20 protein-coding genes are annotated in these 23055 nt (G+C 49.6%); 10 read left to right on the top strand and 10 right to left on the bottom strand.

The window, feature by feature from the left end; all coding sequences use genetic code 11:
- Nucleotides 1-58 precede the first annotated feature (58 nt).
- From dxs to HMPREF2700_RS08070, 3 genes are read left to right on the top strand one after another with little or no spacing between them, the layout of a single operon-like run.
- A complete protein-coding gene (gene dxs, locus HMPREF2700_RS08080) occupies nucleotides 59-1948 on the top strand; it encodes a 1-deoxy-D-xylulose-5-phosphate synthase (protein WP_070591447.1) in 1890 nt (629 codons plus the stop codon).
- Between the two features lie 35 nt (nucleotides 1949-1983).
- Entirely contained in the window at nucleotides 1984-2994 is a 1011-nt protein-coding gene (locus HMPREF2700_RS08075) for a glycosyltransferase family 2 protein (protein ID WP_070591446.1), read from the top strand.
- Between the two features lie 39 nt (nucleotides 2995-3033).
- Entirely contained in the window at nucleotides 3034-4434 is a 1401-nt protein-coding gene (locus HMPREF2700_RS08070) for an L-serine ammonia-lyase (RefSeq protein ID WP_070591444.1), read from the top strand.
- A gap of 67 nt (nucleotides 4435-4501) precedes the next feature.
- Here the strand turns inward: HMPREF2700_RS08070 and HMPREF2700_RS08065 are convergent, their stop codons facing one another.
- From HMPREF2700_RS08065 to HMPREF2700_RS08040, 6 genes are all read right to left on the bottom strand, one after another.
- Complete coding sequence (locus HMPREF2700_RS08065; RefSeq protein ID WP_070591443.1) at nucleotides 4502-4945, bottom strand: hypothetical protein; 444 nt, start codon at nucleotides 4943-4945, stop codon at nucleotides 4502-4504.
- On the bottom strand, nucleotides 4942-5367 hold the full coding sequence (locus tag HMPREF2700_RS08060) for a hypothetical protein (protein WP_070591441.1): 426 nt from the start codon (nucleotides 5365-5367) through the stop codon (nucleotides 4942-4944). The genes HMPREF2700_RS08065 and HMPREF2700_RS08060 overlap by 4 nt, the downstream gene beginning before the upstream one ends.
- 18 nt (nucleotides 5368-5385) lie before the next feature.
- The gene (locus HMPREF2700_RS08055; protein WP_070591440.1) at nucleotides 5386-5766 is read right to left on the bottom strand and encodes a hypothetical protein; all 381 of its coding nucleotides are present in this window, start codon (nucleotides 5764-5766) and stop codon (nucleotides 5386-5388) included.
- Nucleotides 5763-6707 (bottom strand): ATP-binding protein, encoded by a 945-nt coding sequence (locus HMPREF2700_RS08050; protein WP_070591438.1) that lies wholly within the window; start codon nucleotides 6705-6707, stop codon nucleotides 5763-5765. Before HMPREF2700_RS08050 ends, HMPREF2700_RS08055 begins: the two co-directional genes overlap by 4 nt.
- Nucleotides 6708-7038: 331 nt before the next feature.
- A complete protein-coding gene (locus tag HMPREF2700_RS08045; protein ID WP_070591437.1) occupies nucleotides 7039-7260 on the bottom strand; it encodes a hypothetical protein in 222 nt (73 codons plus the stop codon).
- Nucleotides 7261-7268: 8 nt separating this feature from the next.
- Nucleotides 7269-7898, bottom strand: coding sequence for a C40 family peptidase (locus HMPREF2700_RS08040; RefSeq protein WP_070591436.1), 630 nt, complete (start codon nucleotides 7896-7898; stop codon nucleotides 7269-7271).
- A gap of 260 nt (nucleotides 7899-8158) precedes the next feature.
- Here HMPREF2700_RS08040 and hslO point away from each other — a divergent pair, with 260 nt between their 5' ends.
- Nucleotides 8159-9055 (top strand): Hsp33 family molecular chaperone HslO, encoded by an 897-nt coding sequence (hslO, locus tag HMPREF2700_RS08035; protein WP_070591434.1) that lies wholly within the window; start codon nucleotides 8159-8161, stop codon nucleotides 9053-9055.
- 170 nt (nucleotides 9056-9225) lie between these two features.
- Here hslO and tyrS read toward each other — a convergent pair whose 3' ends face one another.
- The 4 genes from tyrS to ppc form a co-directional block, all read right to left on the bottom strand.
- The gene (gene tyrS / locus HMPREF2700_RS08030) at nucleotides 9226-10521 is read right to left on the bottom strand and encodes a tyrosine--tRNA ligase (RefSeq protein ID WP_070591433.1); all 1296 of its coding nucleotides are present in this window, start codon (nucleotides 10519-10521) and stop codon (nucleotides 9226-9228) included.
- 75 nt (nucleotides 10522-10596) lie between these two features.
- A complete protein-coding gene (locus tag HMPREF2700_RS08025) occupies nucleotides 10597-12456 on the bottom strand; it encodes an acyltransferase family protein (protein ID WP_070591431.1) in 1860 nt (619 codons plus the stop codon).
- Nucleotides 12457-12942: 486 nt separating this feature from the next.
- Nucleotides 12943-14034, bottom strand: a complete 1092-nt coding sequence (gene ychF / locus HMPREF2700_RS08020; RefSeq protein WP_003741207.1) for a redox-regulated ATPase YchF — start codon at nucleotides 14032-14034, stop codon at nucleotides 12943-12945.
- Between the two features lie 866 nt (nucleotides 14035-14900).
- The gene (gene ppc / locus HMPREF2700_RS08010) at nucleotides 14901-17603 is read right to left on the bottom strand and encodes a phosphoenolpyruvate carboxylase (RefSeq protein ID WP_070591428.1); all 2703 of its coding nucleotides are present in this window, start codon (nucleotides 17601-17603) and stop codon (nucleotides 14901-14903) included.
- A gap of 187 nt (nucleotides 17604-17790) precedes the next feature.
- Here ppc and HMPREF2700_RS08005 point away from each other — a divergent pair, with 187 nt between their 5' ends.
- The 6 genes from HMPREF2700_RS08005 to HMPREF2700_RS07980 all read left to right on the top strand — a co-directional run bounded on the left by HMPREF2700_RS08005 (nucleotide 17791) and on the right by HMPREF2700_RS07980 (nucleotide 22991).
- Entirely contained in the window at nucleotides 17791-18255 is a 465-nt protein-coding gene (locus HMPREF2700_RS08005; RefSeq protein ID WP_049328553.1) for a cyclic pyranopterin monophosphate synthase MoaC, read from the top strand.
- Nucleotides 18256-18304: 49 nt separating this feature from the next.
- Nucleotides 18305-19051, top strand: a complete 747-nt coding sequence (locus tag HMPREF2700_RS08000; protein ID WP_210389889.1) for a HesA/MoeB/ThiF family protein — start codon at nucleotides 18305-18307, stop codon at nucleotides 19049-19051.
- A 186-nt stretch (nucleotides 19052-19237) separates the two neighbouring features.
- Nucleotides 19238-19582 (top strand): CidA/LrgA family protein, encoded by a 345-nt coding sequence (locus HMPREF2700_RS07995; protein ID WP_049328555.1) that lies wholly within the window; start codon nucleotides 19238-19240, stop codon nucleotides 19580-19582.
- A 5-nt stretch (nucleotides 19583-19587) separates the two neighbouring features.
- Nucleotides 19588-20280 carry an LrgB family protein gene (locus HMPREF2700_RS07990; RefSeq protein WP_137041576.1) on the top strand — a complete coding sequence of 231 codons (693 nt, stop codon included), beginning with the start codon at nucleotides 19588-19590 and terminating at the stop codon, nucleotides 20278-20280.
- 42 nt (nucleotides 20281-20322) lie between these two features.
- Nucleotides 20323-21543, top strand: a complete 1221-nt coding sequence (gene argJ, locus HMPREF2700_RS07985) for a bifunctional glutamate N-acetyltransferase/amino-acid acetyltransferase ArgJ (RefSeq protein WP_070591424.1) — start codon at nucleotides 20323-20325, stop codon at nucleotides 21541-21543.
- A gap of 77 nt (nucleotides 21544-21620) precedes the next feature.
- Entirely contained in the window at nucleotides 21621-22991 is a 1371-nt protein-coding gene (locus HMPREF2700_RS07980; RefSeq protein WP_049352046.1) for a chloride channel protein, read from the top strand.
- The last annotated feature ends 64 nt before the right edge of the window (nucleotides 22992-23055 follow it).

Here is a 23055-nt window from a genome sequence, read left to right as displayed (position 1 = left end):
AAGTTGTGCAATCTCTTGATATAATCGTCCGTTACACAAAAAATCACCGCCAAAAATCATGAACCCAAGCCCTTTGCTCGATATTATCGATACGCCTCAGGATTTGCGCCGTCTGGAGAAAAAACAGCTGCCGCAAGTCGCCGCCGAATTGCGCGAATTTCTGTTGGATTCCGTCGGTAAGACGGGCGGCCATTTCGCCAGTAACTTGGGCGCGGTCGAGCTGACGGTGGCGCTGCATTATGTGTACGACACGCCCGAAGACCATCTGGTCTGGGATGTCGGCCATCAAAGCTATCCGCACAAAATCCTCACCGGCCGCAAAAATCAAATGCACACCATGCGCCAATACGGCGGTTTGGCCGGTTTTCCGAAACGCAGCGAGTCGGAATACGACGCGTTCGGCGTGGGGCATTCTTCCACATCCATCGGCGCGGCATTGGGCATGGCCGTTGCGGACAAACAGTTGGGCAACAACCGCCGCAGCGTCGCCATCATCGGCGACGGAGCCATGACGGCGGGTCAGGCGTTTGAAGCCTTGAACTGCGCAGGCGATATGGATGTTGATTTGCTGGTTATCCTTAACGACAACGAAATGTCGATTTCCCCCAATGTCGGCGCGTTGCCGAAATACCTTGCCAGCAACGTCGTGCGCGATATGCACGGCCTGTTGAGCACCATCAAAGCCCAATCGAGCAAAGTGTTGGACAAATTACCCGGCGCGATGGAGCTTGCCCAAAAAGTTGAAAACAAAATCAAAACCTTGGCAGGCGAAGCGGAACACGCCAAACAATCGCTGTCTTTGTTTGAAAACTTCGGTTTCCGTTATACCGGCCCTGTGGACGGCCACAACGTTGAAAATCTGGTTGATGTATTAAAAGACTTGCGCGGCCGCAAAGGCCCTCAGTTGCTGCACGTCATCACCAAAAAAGGCAACGGCTACAAATTCGCCGAAAACGATCCTGTCAAATACCACGCTGTCGCCAAGTTGCCGAGCGAAGTACCTGCTCCGGAAGTCAAACCTGCCGCGGCCAAACCGACTTATACGCAAGTGTTCGGCCAATGGCTGTGCGACCAAGCGGCGGCGGACGAGCGTTTGGTTGCCATCACGCCTGCCATGCGCGAGGGCAGCGGCTTGGTTGAGTTTGAACAGCAATTCCCCGACCGCTATTTCGACGTCGGTATCGCCGAGCAACACGCCGTTACCTTTGCAGGCGGTTTGGCATGCGAAGGCATCAAGCCTGTCGTGGCGATTTACTCCACTTTCCTGCAACGCGCTTACGACCAGTTGGTACATGATGTTGCCTTGCAAAACCTGCCTGTTTTGTTCGCCATTGACCGCGCAGGTATTGTCGGTGCAGACGGTCCGACCCATGCCGGTTTATATGACTTGAGCTTTTTGCGTTGCGTGCCGAACATGATTATTGCTGCACCAAGCGATGAAAACGAATGCCGCCTGCTGCTCTCAACTTGCTATCAGGCAAATTCGCCGTCCGCCGTCCGTTATCCGCGCGGTACAGGCACGGGTGCAACCGTTTCAGACGGCCTGGAAACCGTTGAAATTGGCAAAGGCATCATCCGTCGCGAAGGCGAGAAAATTGCCGTTATCGCCTTTGGCAGCATGGTTGCCCCCTCATTGACCGCCGCCGACAAGCTGAATGCGACTGTTGCCGATATGCGCTTTGTCAAACCGATAGATGAAGAGCTGATCGTCCGCCTTGCCCGAAGCCATGACTACATCGTTACAGCCGAAGAAAACGCCGAACAAGGCGGCGCAGGCAGCGCGGTGTTGGAAGTGTTGGCGAAATACGGCATTTGCAAACCGGTATTGCTGCTGGGTGTAGAAGACAAAGTTACCGAACACGGCGATCCGAAAAAACTTTTAGCGGATTTGGGGCTGAATGCCGAAGCCATTGAAAAACGCATTGCCGGTTGGATAGAAGCCGTCTGAAAAATATTAAAACATCTCAATACATTGCGTAATTTATGGGAAAAAAATTAATCAGCATCAGTATGGTGCGCAACGAAAACGACGTTATAGAATCGTTTGTCCGTCATAATCTCGAGCTGATGGATGAAATGCACATCATCGATCATGGCAGCAGCGATGGTACAAGGGAAATCCTGATTCAATTGAAAGAAGAAGGTTTACCGGTATTTATCTATCAATATCAAGCGCTCAAGTTCAATCAAGACCAATTGGTAAACCTGCTTATGAAGCAGCTTGTAGCAAAAGATGAAGCGATAGATTTCGTTTTTCCGCTGGATGCGGACGAATTTATTTCATGTTCTAGCCGTACCATGCTGGAACAACTCTTGGATGTCATCGGAGAAAACAGGATCGGCATGTACCTTTGGCGTGGCTATTTGCCGACATCGTTGCAATACAACCCCGATTTCACCACACAATTTACCGAGCAACGCCTCGAAACGCTCTTTACTCCCAAAGTCATTATTCCCAGATGGGCTGCTGAATCTTGCAGCGTGATTATCGGCAGCCATTATATGTTGGATAAAGATGGCAATAAGGTTAAATCAACCCTGTTTCATTCGCCGGATTATCGAGGCTTACATTCTTGGTTTATAGAGCAGTTTTCCGCACAATTTGCAGAGACCGATTTGTTGTGGCTGGGGCATTTCCCAATCCGCTCCTTGAATCAGCACATCAAAAAAATCCTTGAAAAGTCCATCCTGATTGCCATTAAAGACGGAAGTACCGATATTGCCTGGGAAAACCAGTTGCGCGAATTGCTGGACAACGGCATGAAGATGGACTTGAACAATTTACGGCTGTTGGCGTACAAATACCGTGCCGGTTCTGTAAGTTTAGAGGCCTCACAGTGTGAAGTCAGCCATTACGAACCCTTGCGTAAAAAACCGCTGACGCTGAAATACACCTCGCCGGAAGCAGGCGATCCTTTGATGGTTGTCGGACATTTGGTACTTGCATTGGCAAGCGGCGCGAAAGATTCCTCTTTAGGCCTTAAGGCCGTCTGAAAAACAGCCAGCCCGCACACACAATGATAGGAAAACCTTATGATCAGCATCTTTGATATTTTTAAAATCGGCATCGGCCCGTCCAGCTCGCACACCGTCGGACCGATGAAGGCCGCGGCCGCTTTTGCCGATTTGCTGCATGCCGAAAACTTGGATACACAAGTGGCGCGCATTGTCATTGAAGTGTACGGCTCACTTGCTTTGACCGGCATCGGACACGGCACATTCGACGCATTATTGCTCGGTTTAGAAGGCAGCCTGCCGCACGATATCCCGCTTGCAGACATCCCCCAACGCTTGGAACGTATCCGCACGCAGCACGTTTTAAAACTCAACGGCCGTGAAATGGCCTTCAATCCTGAAAAAGATTTGGATATTCGCGGCGATAAAGTGTTGCCCAAACATCCGAACGGTTTGAACTTTATCGCCTACAATTCAGACGGCCTGAAGCTGAAAGAGCAGATTTATTATTCGGTCGGGGGCGGTTTTATCGTAACAGATGAAGGGTTTGCACAAGAAGCGCAGGAAAATTCGAACGTGCCATATCCTTACAAAAACTGCGACGAGTTGCTGGCACAATGCCGTCAGAACCAGTTGAATATTTCCGAAGTCGTGTTGGCCAATGAAGCAGCGTTGGCAGGTTGCGATGAGGAGGAAGTCCGCCGTCGTGTGGCTGCCGTGGCCGATGTGATGGAAAACTGCATCAAACGCGGCTTGGGTGCGGAAGGGAAGTTGCCGGGTGGCTTGAACGTCCGCCGCCGCGCGCCGCAGTTGGCGGCCAAACTCAAAGTCCTGCGCGAGAGCGAAATTGTCAATACCCAACTTTGGCCGATGGTGTACGCCATGGCGGTCAATGAAGAAAACGCCGCCGGCGGTCGCGTCGTAACCGCACCTACCAATGGCGCGGCAGGCATTATTCCTGCCGTTTTGCACTATTTCCGTAAATTTAATCCGCACGCCAACCAATCGCGTGTCGAAGATTTCCTGCTGACTGCCGGCGCCATCGGCATTTTGTACAAAACCAACGCGTCGATTTCCGGCGCGGACGTTGGCTGCCAAGGCGAAGTCGGCGTAGCGTGTTCCATGGCGGCGGGCGCATACGCCGAAGTTATCGGCGGTACACCGAAACAAGTGGAAAACGCCGCCGAAATGGCCATGGAACACCACTTGGGCCTGACCTGCGACCCTGTCGGCGGCTTGGTGCAAATCCCCTGTATCGAGCGTAACGGCATCGCCGCCGAAAAAGCCCTCAAGCTCGCCACCCTCGCGCTTTTGGAAGACGGCACAGACAAAAAAGTCTCACTTGATGAAGTGATTCAAACCATGTTGCAAACCGGCCGCGATATGAAGGCAACCTATAAAGAAACCTCACTCGCAGGCTTGGCCATTACCTTGCAGAAAAAAGCCATACCTGTATCCGTGCGCGTGGTGGAATGTTAGCAATAGAGTAAGGGATCTGCACGATAAAAAAGGCCGTCTGAAAAACTTTCAGACGGCCTTCATACAATCAGATATTGATAATTTGTTTTTGAATTTCAGCCCCTTCAAATGTAGAAAGCCAAACAGTATTCTCATTAATTTCGTTGTTGATTTCATCCGTTAAAGGCTGAATTATTCCTTGAGTACGCATATATCGTAGAGTGTCAGTGATGGTTTTGATGGCTAAATCGTCATCGTAAAGGCAATTATGTTCTTTTAAAAACATAATAACATCATGTATGCTCCCTACCTTATGACGTTGGAAGTATAGAACAACGTGATTTTCGGTTTTCTTAAGTTTGTCTTCTGTACTGTTAATAAAGCAAGAAAATAGGGATTTCAGGAAATATCCTGCTGCTAGAGTGGCAATTCCGTAGTAAATCCATGAAGATGTATGGCTGGCATCACTGATAGCAACAGAAAGACTGCCCAAGAAGATGATTGCGTAAAATATTGGGCGAAGTAGCTTCATGATTCTGTAACAGGCTTGGTTACAGCAAATTTCATTTCCTGAGCGATAAGCAGCTCCTCGGCAGCCATTTGATTTAAGTAAACATCTATATCCATCAACGGGCTTTCAATCTGTTTTTGAAACCAGCTACCTTCACTATTTTGATAGTAGAGATCTGCTTTAAACTGCATTTTTCTATCTGATGTTGTGCGAAGAATAATATTGCCGGCTTGATAGTCTAAAGATTCCTTTTTTTCTGTAGACAAAATAGTGTTATCCAATGTTTTGGAAAACATGGCAATAAAATCATTTAAAGACAGAAGCTGGTGGCGTTGCAGTTGCTCCAGTTTTTCTAGAAAATCGATGGTAAGATGTTTGCTTATAGCTTTCAAATCATCTATCAATTCTGAAGTTTGCGTTTTCTTTTTTTTGTTTTCAAACATAGTTTGTCATCCAATAAATTAGTTTGCAAGCTGCAATTCTTGGGCTACCTGCTGGCTTATTTCCATTTCTCGCCCATGGGTATTTTGAATTTGCAGTTTTATATCTTGTGGTATATCTTGAAAAGAGACAGCGCGAGTCAATACAGTTTCTTGCCATTGACCATTTGCAGATCGAGAATAGAATTTTTGAATAGCAACTTGTCCGGCCTGATAAAGTGCTTTTGCAAGGTTTCCTTCTTGCAGGAAAGTTTTAAAACCAACAATACTGGCAGGGATAAGAATTTCTTTAATACGATCGAATGATTCTATAACGAATTTTTTAATATCATTCCAAAATGCTCCGATGACTACACCTACACCGATTAATAATGCTGCTCCTGCAATTAAATATGGAATCATGATAATTTTTCCTTGTTGAGTTGTTGTTTGACAAAGTTTTCTGAAACCTCGCGGGTTTCAGTCTTGAGGATTTCCCCTGAGGAAATATCAAATTTTTTACCGGCATTGGCTTCTTTGCCTTTGCGAATATTTTCAATTTTTTCCATTAGGTTTTGATGGGTAACTTCGTGAGCATCCTCGTTTTTTGCGGCAAAAGCCGAAAGTAGGATACCATTGGCAATGTCAGAACCACTGAGCGTGGCTGAGTTTGCGGCAGCATCTACCAAGTCAATGGAATGCGGAAGCTGCTTGGGAATATATTTTTCAAACAAGCGCAGGCGCGTGGTTTCATCAGGCAGGTCGAATTCGATATGCATCAGAATGCGACGCATGAAGGCTGGGTCGTAGTTGCTAATAAAGTTGGTAGCAAAGAGGACGGTATCGTTGTAATCATTTAATAATGTCAACATGACGGAACGCGTTTGGTTGACGCTGGTATCTGTCGCACTAGTCATATTGGTTACGCGTCTGCTCAAAATAGCATCTGCTTCATCAAAAAATAAAATAGCATTGTTCTCTTTTGCAAATTCAAACGCAGCTTGAATATTTTTTGGAGTTTCGCCGACGTATTTGGATTCGATGTCACCATAATTGACTAAAACTAAAGGGCGGTTGAGATGCTTAGCAATAGCATGTGCCGCCATGGTTTTGCCTGTACCCGGTTCGCCATAGAGGTTGATGATCATTTTGTTGTCGTACTTGTGGGTATGTTTGAAACCCCATTCTTCAAATACGGCAGATTGGTGTTCTCGCAGGCTGATGGCGCGCTTAAGTTCGTTGAGTGTATGTGCGGGCAGAATCAGATCGGACAGGCTGTAAATCGGCTGACTCAAATCGAATGCAATAGTATTTTTTTTAGGTGCAACTGTTTCTTTTTTAACAGTATTGGGTACGATAGGCATTCTGTTTAGATGATGATGAAATAGAACATATGGATTTTATGTTTTTTTATTTTCTTTTTCAATTATTTATTTTATTTTTAGAAGAAGTTATTGTATGTAAAAGGAAATAATTATTTTCTGAAAAGTAAGGATAAAAAATGTCGTTGGGAAAAATAGTTCCTAGGGGACTTTTTTCTTTATTAAACAAGCAAGTATTTTGATGACATTATTCGTTGGGTGGATTTATGTTTATATACTCATTCATGAGGGTGAATAGAGTTTGGTTGAAACAGTAAATAAAAAAGGCCGTCTGAAAAACTTTCAGACGGCCTTTTTTGTATGGATTGAATAACTAACTGTTTTTTTGATAAGGGTTTTCCAGTCCGGCCATTAAGTCGCGGAAGTATTCGCGCAACTGTTTTTCGGAACAACCCATCAGCAACGCGTCTTCAAATGCGTCCTGCGCTATTTGGTACAGTTCGTTCAAGTTTTCGGTCATGACTTTGACTTTTTCGGTGCAGGAAACAATCTGACCGTCGTCGTCATACCATTTAGGCATTTGCGGCATCGCCATCGTGTACCTCAATTCAAGAAACGGGATGGATCGTTTTTCTTCACGCGGCGGCCGAAGGCGTATTTCGCGTTCCAATATTTGTGGCCGAGGCTGGTAATTTCGATACGTTTGCCCGTTCTCGGCGCATGAATGAAATTGTTGTTGCCGATGTAAAGACCGACGTGGGAAATGCGGCCGCGCCCCATGGTGCGGAAAAAGACCATGTCGCCCGGCTGCAATTCTGAACGGCTCACGGCAACGCCCATTTGCGCTTGTTCGGCAGAGGTGCGCGGCAGGTTTACGCCCATGGCGCGTTTAAAGATGTGTTGCATGAAGCCGCTGCAGTCAAAGCCGGTAGAAGCCGATGTGCCGCCGTAACGGTAGGCCACACCGAGCAAGCCCATGGCGCTGCCGATTAACTCATCTGCATTGCCCGAAGGTGCGCGCGTATTGTTGCTTGCGGCAGGATAGGTATTGGTGGGATGGACAGGGGTTGCCTGACGCGTATTGCCGTAAACGTTGGCGTTGTCGTTGAATTGGTTTAAAACACGCTGACGGGTGGTAATCAGGTTTTCCAAATCATCGGCGTAAGAAAAATTGACGCTCGCAAGCATGGCGACCGAAGTCCAAACTGCTGCGAGCCGGAGTAAAAAATTCATTATAAAAACTTCCGTTTCAGAAGGCATTCCCTGCCGATTGCAGGCACATTGCCGGTTTCTGAGATGTTATCCCGTATCATTCTCTTGTTATCTGCTTGATTGTATTCAAAAACCGTCTTTTTGGCAAAAAAACTGCTGTTATTTTGCGTTAAACCCTTGTTTCCAAACAAACTAGAAAAACATTAAATGCGGTTTCGCTTGATTTATCCTCTGCTGCAACCATATAAGCGGCATTCATTGATTTATTTTCAGAGACTGACATGACACAAAATCACAGCGATATCCGTACACGCTTTATTTTCGACGATATGCCTATCCGCGGCATGCACATCCGCCTCGAAAAGGTTTGGCACCACATCGTCAACCAAAAACATTATCCTGTCGCCATCCGTCGCGCATTGGGCGAATTGTTGGCCGCCGGTTCTTTATTGTCTGCCAACCTTAAAAACGAAGGCACGCTGATTGTTCAGGTTCAAGGTCAGGGCCGTCTGAAAATGTTGGTGGTGGAAGCGACTTCTGAAAATACTGTCCGTGCTACCGCGCGTTGGGACGAAACCGCTGAAATTCGTGATGATGAAAGCTTGACTGTGCTGTTGGGCGAAAACAGCGTGTTCGTTTTGACCCATCAGCCTAAAGATGCCGACCCTTGGCAAGGTGTTGTGCCGCTGGAAGGCGACAGCATTGCGCAAATGTTGGTCAACTATATGAAACGTTCCGAGCAGCTTGATACCTATATTACGCTTGCCGCCGACGACCAAGCCGCAGGTGCATTATTGCTGCAACGTCTACCGGAGGAAGAATTGGATGATGCCGCATGGGAGCATGTGACTACGCTTGCGCAAACGCTTACTTCGCAAGAATTGACCGGTTTGGACGCTCATCACGCCCTTTACCGCCTTTACCATGAAACCCCGCCCCGCGTTTTTGAACCGGAAACCATTGAATTTGCCTGCACCTGCTCCCGCGGCAAAGTCAGCGATATGCTGTTGATGCTTGGCGGTCAGGAAGTCGGCGGCGTGGTGGCGGAACAAGGCAGCATTCAAATTGACTGCGATTTCTGCCATAGCAAGTATGTGTTTGATGAAACTGATGTCAACGCTTTGTTTGGTGCGGATGTGGTGAATGCCGTCCGTCAAGAAAATGAGCGTTTGCAGTAAGCAGGGAATAAAAGTTTTTTAAGGAAATTGGCTTAATAGAAGGGCAGGTACAAAACCTGCCCTTTCTTTTTGGGAAATTGAATACCATCAATAGAAAATGCCGTCTGAAAAAAGCGTGGCTGATTTCAGACGGCATGATTGTTTTAAACGATGAGTTTAATGTTTAACGATTATTTCCAAACCAACAAAGCGTGGTTGCGTTTGCCGCGGCGGACGATGGTGTATTTGCCGAAACGTTTGTGTTCGTCGGTCAGCATGTAGGCATCGTCAGGTTTTTCAGCGGCATGGTTCGGATTGTTGGCTTCAGCAGGTTTGCCGTTGAGCAAAACCGCTTTGCTGTTTACAAAACCGCGCGCTTCTTTGTTGGAAGACGCCAAACCGGTTTTCACCAAAGTCTCAACTACGTTGAGGCTCTCGGAAACTTCAAAAGTCGGCAGGCCGTCGAGTGCCAGCTGCTCGAAGTCGCTTTCGGTGAGATGGCTTTGGTCTTCGGCAAACAGGCTTTCAGAAATGCGTTGGGCGGCGGCAAGGGCCTCTTCGCCGTGAATCAGACGGGTCATTTCCTCGGCGAGAATGCGTTGCGCTTCTGGCTTGGTGCCGCTGGCTTTGTCTTTCGCTTCGATGGCATCGATTTCTTCGATGGACAGGAAGGTGAAGTATTTCAGGAATTTATACACATCGGCATCGGCGACTTTCAGCCAGAATTGGTAGAACTGATACGGAGAAGTTTTCTTCGCATTCAACCATACCGCGCCGCCTTCGGTTTTACCGAATTTGGTGCCGTCTGATTTGGTTACCAAAGGCAGGGTCAGGCCGAATACTTGTTTTTGGTGCAGACGGCGAGTCAAGTCGATACCGGCAGTGATGTTGCCCCATTGGTCGGAACCGCCGATTTCCAGGACTGCGCCATGACGTTTGTTCAATTCGGCAAAGTCGTAGCCTTGCAGCAGGGAGTAGGCGAACTCGGTAAAGGAAATGCCCACATCGTCGCGCTCGATACGCTGTTTGACGGATTCTTTATTCAGCATGGCGTTGACGGAGAAATGCTTGCCGATGTCGCGCAGGAAGTCGAGGCAGTTCATGCTGCCGAACCAGTCGGCGTTATTGGCCATAATGGCTGCGTTATCGCCGTCAAAGCTTAAGAAAGGGGTCAGTTGATTGCGGATGCTTTCTACCCAGCCGGCAACGGTTTCGGCAGAATTCAAGCTGCGTTCGGTGGCTTTAAAGCTTGGGTCGCCGATCATGCCGGTCGCACCGCCCACCAAAGCAATCGGCGTATGGCCGGCTTGTTGGAAACGGCGCAATGCCAATACAGGCAGCAAGTGGCCGATGTGCAGGCTGTCGGCTGTCGGGTCAAAACCGCAATAGAGGGAAATTTTTTGTTCGTTTAGCAAAGCGTCTAAGGCTTCGATGTCGGTAGTTTGGGCGATTAAGCCACGCGATTGTAGGTCTTTGATGACGCTCATTGTTATCTTCCAAAAAAATTAGCAGTTTTACAAACTGCTAATTGTAACAAATTTCATCGGATGAATGGCTATGGCTTACTGAAGAAGCGTGTGTTTTTCAGAAAAACGCTTGGCCAGTTCTCTGCCGCCGTAAGGGTTGATGTGGTCTCTATCGGAATAAACCGGCAATCCGTTAATTTTGAAATTTTCCGGAATATAGGCAGTGGCATCAATAATGTGCACATTGGCATATTTTTCTGCCAATTCTTTGATGCGTTCATTTCCTTTGGAAGTAACTGTTTCATCAATGGCAAGATTCTGACTAAATCCCGGTATGCGGTAAGACAGAATATAGGCGCGCAAGCCGTTGTATGACAGATTAGGGTTGTCTATCATCAGGTAAACCGCTTGTTTTTCCGAAGAAAGTTTTTGCAACATGAGGTCGAATTTTTTGAAAAAATCGGCATCGTAAGCAAGGGAGTGGCTGTTTTCAGGCATTTGGCTGCCCCAGCGCATGACCAAAAGCACTTTTGAGTATTGGGGCAGATGCTCTTTGGCATACTGATAAACGGCACGGCAGGAGGCGTTTTGCTTGAATACGGGGGCGGCATAACCCTCTACATAGGCACAACTGTCCGCGGAAACCATTGCTGCCGACCAGTTTTCTTTTTTGCCGACGGTATCAAAAAACGTTTTATATTGGTCGGCATGCGAATCACCTAGAATCAGTAATTCCGGCTGTTTGTCGGTATCGCCCCAAATACACTGTTTGTCGGTATTGTTGTGACAAGAAGTGTAGGAACGCGCTAATCCCATACGGTCGTATTGCTCCATAAACGGGAGCTTCATGGCAAGAAAAGGCGTAATGGCCAAAACAAGCATGGGGACGGCATAAACCCATATCACAGATTGGGCAAAAGAGCCTTTCCAGTGTTTAAACGGCTTCTCGACAAAATAATAAGAAAGCAGAGAGAGTGCAAACATTAAGACAATCGCGACCGCAGTCGAATACGAAGGCAGATTGTTTGAACCGATGTATCTCATAAAAGCCAATACAGGCCAATGCCACAGATACAGTGAATAGGAAATCAAGCCTATGCCGACAGTAATCTTCCATTGGAAAAATTTTTTCAGCCGGTGTTCAAATTGATTGAAATAAATGAATGCGGCGGCGGCCAAACAAGGAATCATGGCGGCAGGCCCTGGGAAATAGGCGGTTTTTTCCGTATAGGTAAACAGGCAGAAAAACAGTACGCATACGGAAAGTAATACGCCTACCGCTGCATATTGATTGCCGGTATCCAGCCCTTGTTGTTGCCGGTATTGCATCCACACTGCCGTCAATGAGCCGATCAGCATTTCGCAGGCGCGCAGATGGGGAAGATAATATTTATCCAGTGCAGTTGGTATAAAAGAGGCCAAAATGCTGAATACGCATAGCGTGATGAGGAAGGCAAACTGGGTGCGCCAACTTTTGCGGACAACCAGTAACAGCAATATCGGGAAGACGAAATAATATTGCTCTTCGACCGATAAAGACCAAATGTGAAGCAAAGGTTTTTCTTCTTGTATGGGGTCGAAATAGCCCTGACCCTTTGCAAAAAAGATATTGGAGATGAACCCCAAGGTGGACAGGGCTGTCCTCCATAAAAGGAAGAAATCATCTTTGGTGAATAAAAGAAAGCCGCATATCAGCGTTACCGTCAATACGGTAAAAAATGCGGGCAGTATCCGCTTGATACGGCGGATGTAAAATTTTTTGAACGAGAAAATCCCGCTGCTCATTTCACGATGGATAATCATCGTGATCAGAAAGCCGGAAATGACAAAAAAGATATCAACACCAAGAAAGCCGCCAGGCAGCCAGTTTTTTTCAATATGGAAAACGACAACGGATAGAACAGCAACGGCACGCAATGTATCAATATCTGGGCGGTAAGATAAAACTTTGCTCATAATATTTTGATTTTAATAAATTTTATTTTAATAGCGTCGTCTGAAAAGTGATTCCTGCCGAGAATGGCAGTATTTCGGAGGTCGGCCATCGTTTGTCAGTACTGGGCAGTTTGTTTGCCTTCTTAGAATGATTGCTGATGATATGCGTTTGAATAGTAATAGATTAGAGTAGGAATACAGTTGATAGTTTCAACATAATATTTAATATGTTGTTTTTATAATGAATCAATACGATGTGGTATTGTTTAATTATTTATTGTCATATCAATGGTATTGTTATTGATGATGTAACCTTGCGCTATTTTTAGGTAAGGCGTCGACAAGAAACGAGAGATTTTAAGAGAGAAAAATTACGGGCTATGCCCGCATTTATTATGGAGATGATGTCTTGTTTTGTTGATATTTCAAGACATGAGGTCGTCTGAAAATAAATTCAGACGGCCTTAATCTTAGAAAAGGCCGTCTGAAAAAAGCGTTACGCTGGGTTTATACGTTAAACAGGAAGTGCATCACATCGCCGTCTTGTACGACGTATTCTTTGCCTTCCACACGCATTTTGCCGGCTTCTTTGGCTTTGGCTTCGCCGCCGAGCGAGACAAAGTCGTCGTAGGAAATGACTTGGGCACGGATGAAGCCGCGTTCAAAGTCGGTGTGAATCACGCCGGCGGCTTGTGGGGCTGTGTCGCCTTTGTGGATGGTCCAAGCGCGGACTTCTTTTACGCCGGCGGTAAAGTAGGTTTGCAGGCCCAAGAGGTCGTAGCCGGCACGAATCAGGCGGTTCAGGCCCGGTTCTTCCAAGCCCATTTCGGCGAGGAATTCGGCTTTTTCGTCGTCTTCCAGTTCGGCGATTTCGCTTTCCATCGCGGCGCATACGGCCACAACCGGCGCGTTTTCTTTTTCAGCCAATTCTTTCAGGCGGTCGAGGTGCGGGTTGTTTTCAAAACCGTCTTCGGCAACGTTGCCGACATACATGGCAGGTTTGGCAGTCAGCAGGAACAGCGGCTTGAGCATGGCGAGTTCTTCTGCGTCCAAACCGAAGGAGCGTACAGGCTTGCCTTCGTCCAAATGCGGCAGCAGTTTTTTGCACAGATCGACCAGTTTTTGCGCGTCTTTGTCGCCTGAGCGTGCGCGTTTTTCTTCACGGACGATGGCTTTTTCGACGCTGGCCAAGTCGGCCAGTGCCAACTCAGTGCCGATGGTTTCGATGTCGGCAATCGGATCGACTTTGCCTGCAACGTGAACGATGTTGTCGTCGTCAAAGCAACGTACAACGTTAACAATCGCGTCAGTCTCGCGGATGTTGGCGAGGAACTGGTTGCCCAAGCCTTCGCCTTTGCTCGCGCCTGCAACCAAACCGGCGATGTCGACAAATTCGACGATGGCAGGCTGCATTTTTTGCGGATTGACGATTTTTGCCAATTCGGCCATACGCGGATCGGGGACTTCAACGATGCCGACGTTGGGTTCGATGGTACAGAAAGGATAGTTTGCCGCTTCGATACCCGATTGGGTCAGCGCGTTAAAGAGGGTGGATTTGCCGACGTTGGGCAAACCGACGATGCCGCATTTCAAGCTCATGTTTTTTCCTGAAAAGATAAAAGTTTAACGGCGGATTATAGCATATTGTGGAGGTACTCAAAACAGCTGCAATGCTGGCGTGTTCTTATGATAAAAGGCCGTCTGAAAAAAGAGGGGTAGGCATTCAGCTTATTATTCCTCAGAAGAATGAGTAAATGAATAAAGCCGTTAAATAAAACAATTTTTCGGACAGGAGGCTTAAGATCAAACCTGAAAGAATGCCCAGTACCCAATAAATCATCTGACGGTATTTCGGGTCGGATGCGCTACGCAACATTTTAAAATACAAAACCAGACAGCCGAACATGCAGATTGTTTGAAACAGAATGAGGGGGAGGCTGTCAATGGCTCCGGGAATCGAATCATGAACGATTATTGTCCCTATGCGTATGCATAAATAAATTAAAGCCGAGCCTGACGCCGAATGCCCAAAAGGGACGGGCGTGTCGGATGAATCGGGTGTTTTGTGGGGTTGAAGCCTGCCGAATAACAAGATAAATACAATGTCAAACATAATGATAGTTGCCTTGGCGTAAGATGTTTTCGTTTTTCAGACGGCCTCAGGAGTGTCTGAAAGCTTATTGTGCGGCGATATGGGGCAGTGTCGCGGTAAGGTATGTCAGTAGGTCGACCATCCATCATGCTGAAGTGCTTGCCATGCTTAAGTGAACACTTTGAATTAGCAGAGGGTTATCTGCTATTTCCCAAAATAGTCCGAAATACAGGACAAGCTTAATGAATAGGGGGAAGAGTGGCAAGCAGGTTGAGAAACCGAATGGGTTCGCAGGTAAAACCTTTACCGCGGTTCGCAGTTAGTTTAAAGGCCGTCTGAAAATTGTTTCAGACGGCCTTTTTTCCGTGCTGCCTTAGCCGGTATTACGCAGACCTTGCGCCACGCCGTTGATGGTCAGGTGAACCATCAGCAGGGCGTGCGGATTGTCGGGTTCTTTGCGCAGGCGTTTGAGCATGGCGACTTGCAGGCCGTTGAGGGCGTTCAGGTATGGAATCCTCAAGGCAAGCGAACGGGCGAGGCTGCGGTTGTCGCGCAGGAGCTCTTCGGTTTGCAGCAAGTCGAGCAGTGCTTTGCGGCTGCGTTGGTATTCTTCCTTGATCATGCCGAAGATGACTTTTGCTTTATCGGGTGACTCGCTCAAGCCGGCATAGTTTTCCGCCAAGGTGATGTCGGTTTTCGCCATCACTTGTTCCATGTTGGAGAGCATGGCTTGGAAAAACGGGTTGCTTTGGGCGTGTTCGCGCAGTGCGGCCAGTGTGTCGGGTTTGCCTTCGCACAAGGTTTCCACTGCGCTGCCGAAACCGTACCAAGCCGGCAGCATGAGGCGGTTTTGCATCCATGAGAATACCCATGGAATCGCGCGCAAGTCCTGAATCCGCGCCAAGGTTTTGCGGCTGGCGGGACGGCTGCCGAGGTTGAGGGTGGCGATTTCCTGAATCGGGCTGGTTTGCAGGAAGTAGTCGATGAAGTCGGGATGGGTAATCAGTTCGCGGTAGTATTTGAACGATACGTCCGACAAATCCTGCATCAGTTTGGCATCAGGGTCTTTTTTATCCGGCAGGATGCTGGCTTCCAAAGTCGCGGCAACCAAGGTTTCCAAGTTGCGTTGGGCATTGCCCGGGTCGGCGTATTTGGCGGTAATGACTTCGCCTTGCTCGGTAATGCGGATTTGTCCGGCAACGCTGCCTGCTGGTTGCGCCAAAATGGCTTGGTAAGATGGGCCGCCGCCGCGACCTACGCTGCCGCCGCGGCCGTGGAACAGACGCATGCGGACATCGTATTTTTTGAAGAGTTCGACCAAGCCCAACTCTGCCTGATACAGACACCATGAGCTGGTAACGTAGCCGCCGTCTTTGTTGGAGTCGGAGTAGCCGAGCATGATTTCTTGGATGTTGCCGCGGCTTTCGAGCAGGGCATCATACCAGTCGAGGCGGAACATGGTTTCCATGACAGGACAGGCGTTTTCGAGCGCTTCAATGGTTTCAAACAGAGGCACGATATTGATGCGGCTGTGCGGTTTGCCGTTTTCCACCACCAACAGGCCGCTTTCTTTCAGCAGCAATGCCAAGGCGAGCAGGTCGCTGGGTTGTTCGCAGTTGGAAATAATGCTTTGTGTGACGGCATCTTCACCGAATTCGTCTTTGATTTTGCGCGCTTCGTTGAAAATTGCCAGTTCGTGGCGGGTATGGTCGCTGTATGTGATGAACGGGCTGTACAGCGGACGTTGATGGCTCAATTCGCGCAATAAGGCGGTTTGTTTTTGCTCTTCGTTCAGGCTGTTGTAGTCTTCCAAGCCTGCATGTTGGAAAAGCTCGGCAACCACATCGGCGTGTTTGCCTGCGTGTTGGCGCAGGTCGAGCGGCATCATGTGGAAGCCGAACACGGATACGCTGCGGATAATATTGGCCAGACGGCCTTCCGCCAGCAGTTGGCTGCCGTTTTCGTGGAGCGAGCGTTGCAGTTTTTTCAGGTCGTTGAGGAACTCTTCGACCGTGGCATAAGGCTCGAGGAAGCCGAATTTGCAGCCCATGCCCAAACCGAGTGAGCGTGCTTTGCCCATAGCGCGTGCCATGATGTAGGCGATGGCGCGGCGGTAGGGTTCTTCGGTGCGGGCGATTTCTTCGTCAGGCGAGAGGGCGGCCAGTGCCATCACGTCGTCGTTGACTTTGACGCGGCGGATGGAGAGCGGCAATTCGCGGTAAAGTTTGTCGAGTTCGCCGCGATAGAAGCGAAATACTGCGTCGGCATGCCGTCTGAACGCAAAACGCAAGGTTTCGGCAGAAACGAACGGGTTGCCATCGCGGTCGCCGCCGATCCAGCCGCCGATTTTGAGGATATTCGGAACGCGGACGCCGGGATAGGCCGTCTGAAAATCGCGTTCCATTGTGCGGTAGAGCTTGGGCAGGGCTTCAAAGAAGCTCATCGGGAAGATGGATACACCGTTATTGATTTCGTCGTTGACGCTGAGTTTGTGGCGGCGCGTTTCGCTGGTCTGCCACAGGCCCAAAAGGACAGTGTCGATTTCGCGGCGCAACTGAGCTAGTGCTTCGGGGTTGGTGCAGCGTTCGCGTTGCGGCAGCAGCGCGCGGATGCGGCGGTTGAAGCTCAAGACGGTTTGACGTTGTACTTCGGTCGGGTGCGCGGTCAAAACGGCGGTAACGACCGTGTTGTCCAGTTGTTGCTGCACCGCTTTGCCGTTGACTTTTCCGGCTTTGAGCTTGCGCACGGTTTCCGTCAGGCTGCCTTCGGCACTGTTGTGTCCGGCCTCTTCGTGGATTTGGCGGCGGCGTTCGTGGTGTACGTCTTCGGCGATGTTCAAAATCTGCGCGAACAGGCCGCAGGCCAAGGTTAAATCGTGGGTTTGTTGTTCGTCCAATTGCGGCAACACCTTCTCAATCAGGGCAGCACTGTCGTCTGAGGTCGATAATAGCTTAACGGTTTCGACCACCAAAGGCGATGCTTCCTCATGCAGCAGATTGAAAAGAGACTGTTTTAAAAATTCCGCATCCGCTGCCAGAGCGGCATCTTTTGGATTATTCAAGATATGCAGTTGCATGATTTTTCTCTTATTTAAATGTTAATTTGGGTGTATCGTGAATCCATTGTATAGCAGATTTTTATAAACTGCCAATGGTAACACCCGATACATTTCAAACCGGAAAACGGCCGTCTGTATCCGCCGCGTGGTCGCTGTCTGTAAAATGCCGTAAAATATTGCCCATCAAAACAGAGGCGAGAAACCCATGATTGAATTTCCCAACCAACCCGATTTTCCTGAGCAACACACCGCCGTCGCCGTCGGCACTATCAACATGAGCCAGCAGGCGATAAGGGTGTTGATAGAGAATGCCACCGAAAAGGCAAGTATCCTGACCATTGCCCGCGTTGCCGCCATTCAGAGCATCAAACAGACTGCCAACCTGATTCCGCTGCACCTGCCCGGCCGCATCATCGGCGTGCAGGTTGATTTCGATATTAACGTTGAGTTGGCCTGCCTGAAGGCCACGCTGACCGTCCAAGCGCACAGCAACGGCAGCATTGCCACTGAAGCTCTGACCGGCCTCAATTTGGCGCTCTTGAGCGTTTACGACATGATGAAAGACGTTGACCGCAATATGATGCTCAGCGGCATCCGCCTAGAATCCGAAACCAGCAGCGAAGGCCGTCCTTTCCTGTTTGACAACGCATACGAAAATATTAATTTCTAAACCATTCAGGCCGTCTGAACATTGGGTTTCAGACGGCCTTATTATTATGATGAACGATCAACAACTCTTGCGGTTCAGCCGCCATATCTTGCTTGACGAAATCGGTATCGAAGGCCAAGAAAAACTCTTGGCTGCCCATGTGCTTGTTGTCGGTTGCGGCGGGCTGGGTGCGGCGGCCTTGCCGTATCTTGCCGCCGCCGGCATCGGCAGCCTGACGATTGCCGATGCTGATACCATCGACGAGACCAATCTTCAACGCCAAATCACGTTTACCGAAGCCGACATCGGTAAAAACAAGGCTTTGGTGATGCAAGGCCGTCTGAAACAAATCAACAGCCAAACACACATTACAGCTATTGCCGAATTTCTCGATGAGGCCAGGCTTGTCGAATTGGCAAACGCCGCCGACATCATCCTTGATTGTTCCGACAATTATCCCACACGCCAAGCGGTCAACCGCGCCGCCGTTGCCGCGCGCACGCCTTTGGTTTCCGCCGCGGCCGTCGGCTTTGACGGACAAATCGCCGTGTACCGTCCCGATCTTCCCGATACGCCTTGCTATGCCTGCCTGTTTGACGGCGAACAAGCCAGCGACGGCGCTTGTGCATTGTTCGGCGTTTTTTCGCCATTGGTCGGCGTTATCGGAACGACCCAAGCCGCCGAAGCGCTTAAAGTGCTGATCGGTATCGGTACGCCGTCGCACGGCAAACTTTCTACCTACAACGCGTTGAGCGGAAAATGGCAGCAATACGGGGTGAAACACAATCCCGAATGCCCGGTTTGCAGCGGCCGTTAAAGACAAAAAGCAGGGTAGGGGTTTCAATATTGCCTCAGCCAATCCGCTAGAGTAATCATACTTATCTTTCATTAAACTTGAAGGAAGGCGTTTCTTCCCTTTTCAGACGGCCTGTGGCACGATATGATTCAATGATTAATAAATTTTTTGAGGCCGTCTGAAAAGGGATAAGGAGAAACCGGCTTAATGAATATTATTCGTGCCTTATTGGTGGTATTGGGTTGCCTGGCTTTGGGCGAGGCAACCGTTTGGATTTTGGGGTTGAAGCTGCCGGGCAGTATTGTCGGCATGGCTTTGCTGTTTGCCGCGCTTCAGGCGGGCTGGGTCAAATTGTCTTGGGTGGGCGAACTGGCAGACATTTTGATGGCAAACCTGACTTTGTTTTTGGTGCCGCCTTGCGTGGCCGTCATCAGCTATTTGGACGTGATTGCAAACGACTGGTTTTCAATTTTGACGGCCACAATCGGCAGTACGATCTGCGTATTGTTGGTGACCGGCAAAGTGCATGAGTGGGTCAGGAGGCGGATGTGATGAATATAGACGGGCTGTTGCGCATGCCCTCAGTCATGCTGTTCCTGACTTTGGCCGTATATGCTTTGGCGGTGCAGATTCGGACGCGCACGGGGAATGTGCTGTGTAATCCGGTATTGATCAGTACGCTGGTGTTGATGGGGTATTTGAAGGTATTTTCCATCGATTACGAGCTGTACCATTCTGCCTCGCGCTTTATTGATTTTTGGTTGAAACCGGCAGTCGTGTTGCTGGCCGTGCCGCTTTATCGAAATTGGGACCGTATCCGCAGCCAGTGGTTGCCGGTGGTGTTGTCGCAGTTGGCGGGCAGCGTGACAGGCATTGTTACGGGCGTGTATTTTGCCAAATGGTTAGGTGCTTCGCATGAAGTGATTTTGTCGCTGGCTTCCAAATCCGTGACGAATCCGATTGCGATTGAAATCACAGCGTCTATCGGCGGTATTCCGGCGATTACGGCGGCAACGGTGATTATTGCCGGACTTTTTGGCCAGATGGCCGGATATAAAGTGTTGAAAGGAGCATTGTATATGCCTTCTTCAGTGGGAATGTCTTTGGGTACGGCCTCACATGCGATGGGTATTGCGGCGTCTTTGGAATACGGCCGCCGTATGGCCGCGTATGCCGGCTTGGGCTTGACGCTCAACGGCGTGTTGACGGCGATATTGGTGCCTATCTTGATTCCCTTATTGGGCGTATAGCGTTTAGGCCGTCTGAAAATAGTGTAAACAGGAGAAAATAATATGGCTGTAAATTTGACTGAAAAACGTGCAGACGAATTGTTGGAAATCGACGGCATCCGTCTGTTTACAGGTCGTGCCGGCATCAAACAACAAGACCGCGACGATTTGACACTGATGGTGTTGGGCGGCGGACATACAGTGGGTGCGGTGTTTACGCAAAACCGTTTCTGCGCCGCGCCGGTGCATATCGCCAAGTCACATCTGTTTGACCAAGACGGCGTGTGTGCCTTAGTCATCAATACGGGCAATGCCAATGCGGGTACCGGCGCACAAGGCCGTCTGGACGCGATTAAAGTGTGCGCGGCGGCGGCAGAACAGGTCGGCTGCCAATCCAATCAGATTATGCCGTTTTCAACCGGCGTAATTTTAGAGCCGCTGCCTGTGTATAAAATCGTGGCCGCTTTGCCGCAAGTACGACCTGCATTCTGGTCGGACGCGGCGCGTGCCATCATGACGACGGATACTGTACCGAAAGCTGCTTCACGCACAGGCTTGGTCGGCGAAAAGCACACAGTCCGCGCTACCGGCATCGCCAAAGGCTCGGGCATGATTCATCCGAACATGGCGACCATGTTGTCGTTTATTGCCACTGATGCCAAAGTGTCCCAACCGATTTTGCAGCTGATGACGCAAGAAATCGCAGACGAGAGTTTCAATACGATTACCGTGGACGGCGATACCAGCACCAACGACAGCTTCGTGATTATGGCGACAGGCCGTTGCGGTCAGAGCGAAATCGACAATACCGCCGATCCGCGCTATACGCAGCTCAAAGCCTTGCTCGGTTCGCTGGCTTTGGAACTGGCGCAGGCGATTGTCCGTGATGGCGAGGGTGCGACCAAGTTCATCACGGTTGAAGTGCAAAACGCTAAAACCCGCGAAGAGGCGCGCAAAGTGGCTTATGCCGTCGCCCATTCGCCTTTGGTGAAAACCGCTTTCTTTGCCTCCGACCCGAACTTGGGCCGTCTGTTGGCAGCCGTCGGCTATGCCGGTATTGAAGACTTGGATGTTGATGCTTTGAAAATGTGGCTGGATGACGTGTTGGTGGCCGAAAACGGCGGCCGTGCGGAAAGCTATACCGAAGAAGCAGGACAAGCGGTGATGAACCGTCCGGAAATCACCGTCCGCATCGATTTGCAACGCGGCGATACGACGGCGGCTGTTTATACCTGCGATTTGTCGCACGAATATGTGTCGATTAACGCGGATTACCGTTCTTAAAAACCTTTATCCTTGTTTTCAGACGGCCTTTGAGAAAAGTATCAAGGCCGTCTGAACACATTGACTGCGTGTTTATGATGAAATTTCCCCAGACTTGGGCGGCGCGCCTTGCCCACAAAATCCGCCAAACCAAACGCCTGTCGAAAAAGAGCATTGCCCTTCTGTTTTTGCTGGCAGGATCGGCATTGGTTGCCCTGACGGCTTTGATGTTTGCGTACTTGGCGGATTTGGCTTTGGAATGGAACGCCTTGTTGGTGGGAAAATATCCGTGGTTTGCGTGGGTGGCTTTGCCGTTGGGTTTGCCGCTTTTGGCATGGTTTACGCGCAAATTTGCGCCGTACACTTCCGGCAGTGGTATTCCGCAGGTCATCGCTTCGTTGTCTTTGCCTTATGGCGCGCAGAAAACCCGTTTGATTCGTCTGGGCGAAACCTTTTTTAAGATTCCGCTGACGTTTTTGGGCATGATTTTGGGGGCGTCGATCGGCAGGGAAGGGCCGTCTGTACAAGTGGGTGCGGCGGTCATGAACGCTTGGGGTGCGTGGTGTAAAAAGCACGGGCTGGCGTTTAGGGGCATGCAGGAAAATGATTTGATTGCCGCAGGTGCGGCCGGCGGTTTGGCGGCGGCATTTAACGCGCCTTTGGCCGGCGTGGTCTTTGCCATCGAAGAATTGGGGCGCGGCGTGCTTTTGCGTTGGGAGCGCCAAATCCTGATGGGAGTGTTGGCGGCCGGTTTCATTCAAGTGGCGATACAGGGCAACAACCCGTATTTCTCAGGTTTTCAAGGGCATGAGCTGCCAAACATGCTGATGTGGGCCGCGGTGTCGGGCATAGTCTGCGGCGTGGCCGGTGGATTGTTCGGCAGCTTTTTGTATCGCGGAGCGGCGGCATTCGCACCGGTACGCTGGCGCAGTTTCATCCGCCGCCATTTGTTGGTGGTCGCCTTTGCAATGGGTATCTTGCTCGCGCTGCTCGGCACGTTTTATCAAGGTAAAACCTATGGCACGGGCTATCACGAAGCCGCAGCTGCACTCAAAGGCGCGTATGAAGCGCCGTTCGGCTTGGCAGTCGCAAAATGGGCGGCAACCGTGTTCAGCTATTGGGCAGGCATTCCCGGCGGCATCTTCACGCCGTCGTTAACCATCGGTGCGATGATAGGCGAACACATGGCTTCTTTCGCACAACTGGGCGACGCGTCCAATGTCGCGGTTTTGCTCTGCATGGCCGCATTCCTTGCCGCCGCGACCCAATCGCCGTTGACCGCAGCCGTGGTGGTAATGGAAATGACGGGCGGACAGAATTTACTGTTTTGGATGCTGCTGACTTGTATCTTCGCTTCGCAAGTCTCGCGCCAATTCTCGCCGCATCCGTTTTACCATGCCGCAGGTTTGCGCTTCAGACGGCATATTGAAGCCGAAAGCGGACATGTTCAGCACGAGAAAAAAGAATAGGTCGGTATATAAAAGGCCGTCTGAAAATCAGATTTCAGACGGCCTGAGACCTTTGCAAAATTCC

Source organism: Neisseria sp. HMSC068C04, from assembly GCF_001810105.1.
Taxonomy (GTDB): domain Bacteria; phylum Pseudomonadota; class Gammaproteobacteria; order Burkholderiales; family Neisseriaceae; genus Neisseria; species Neisseria flavescens_B.
Note: the sequence above shows the minus strand (reverse complement) of the source record. Positions and strands in the feature narration are given on the sequence as shown.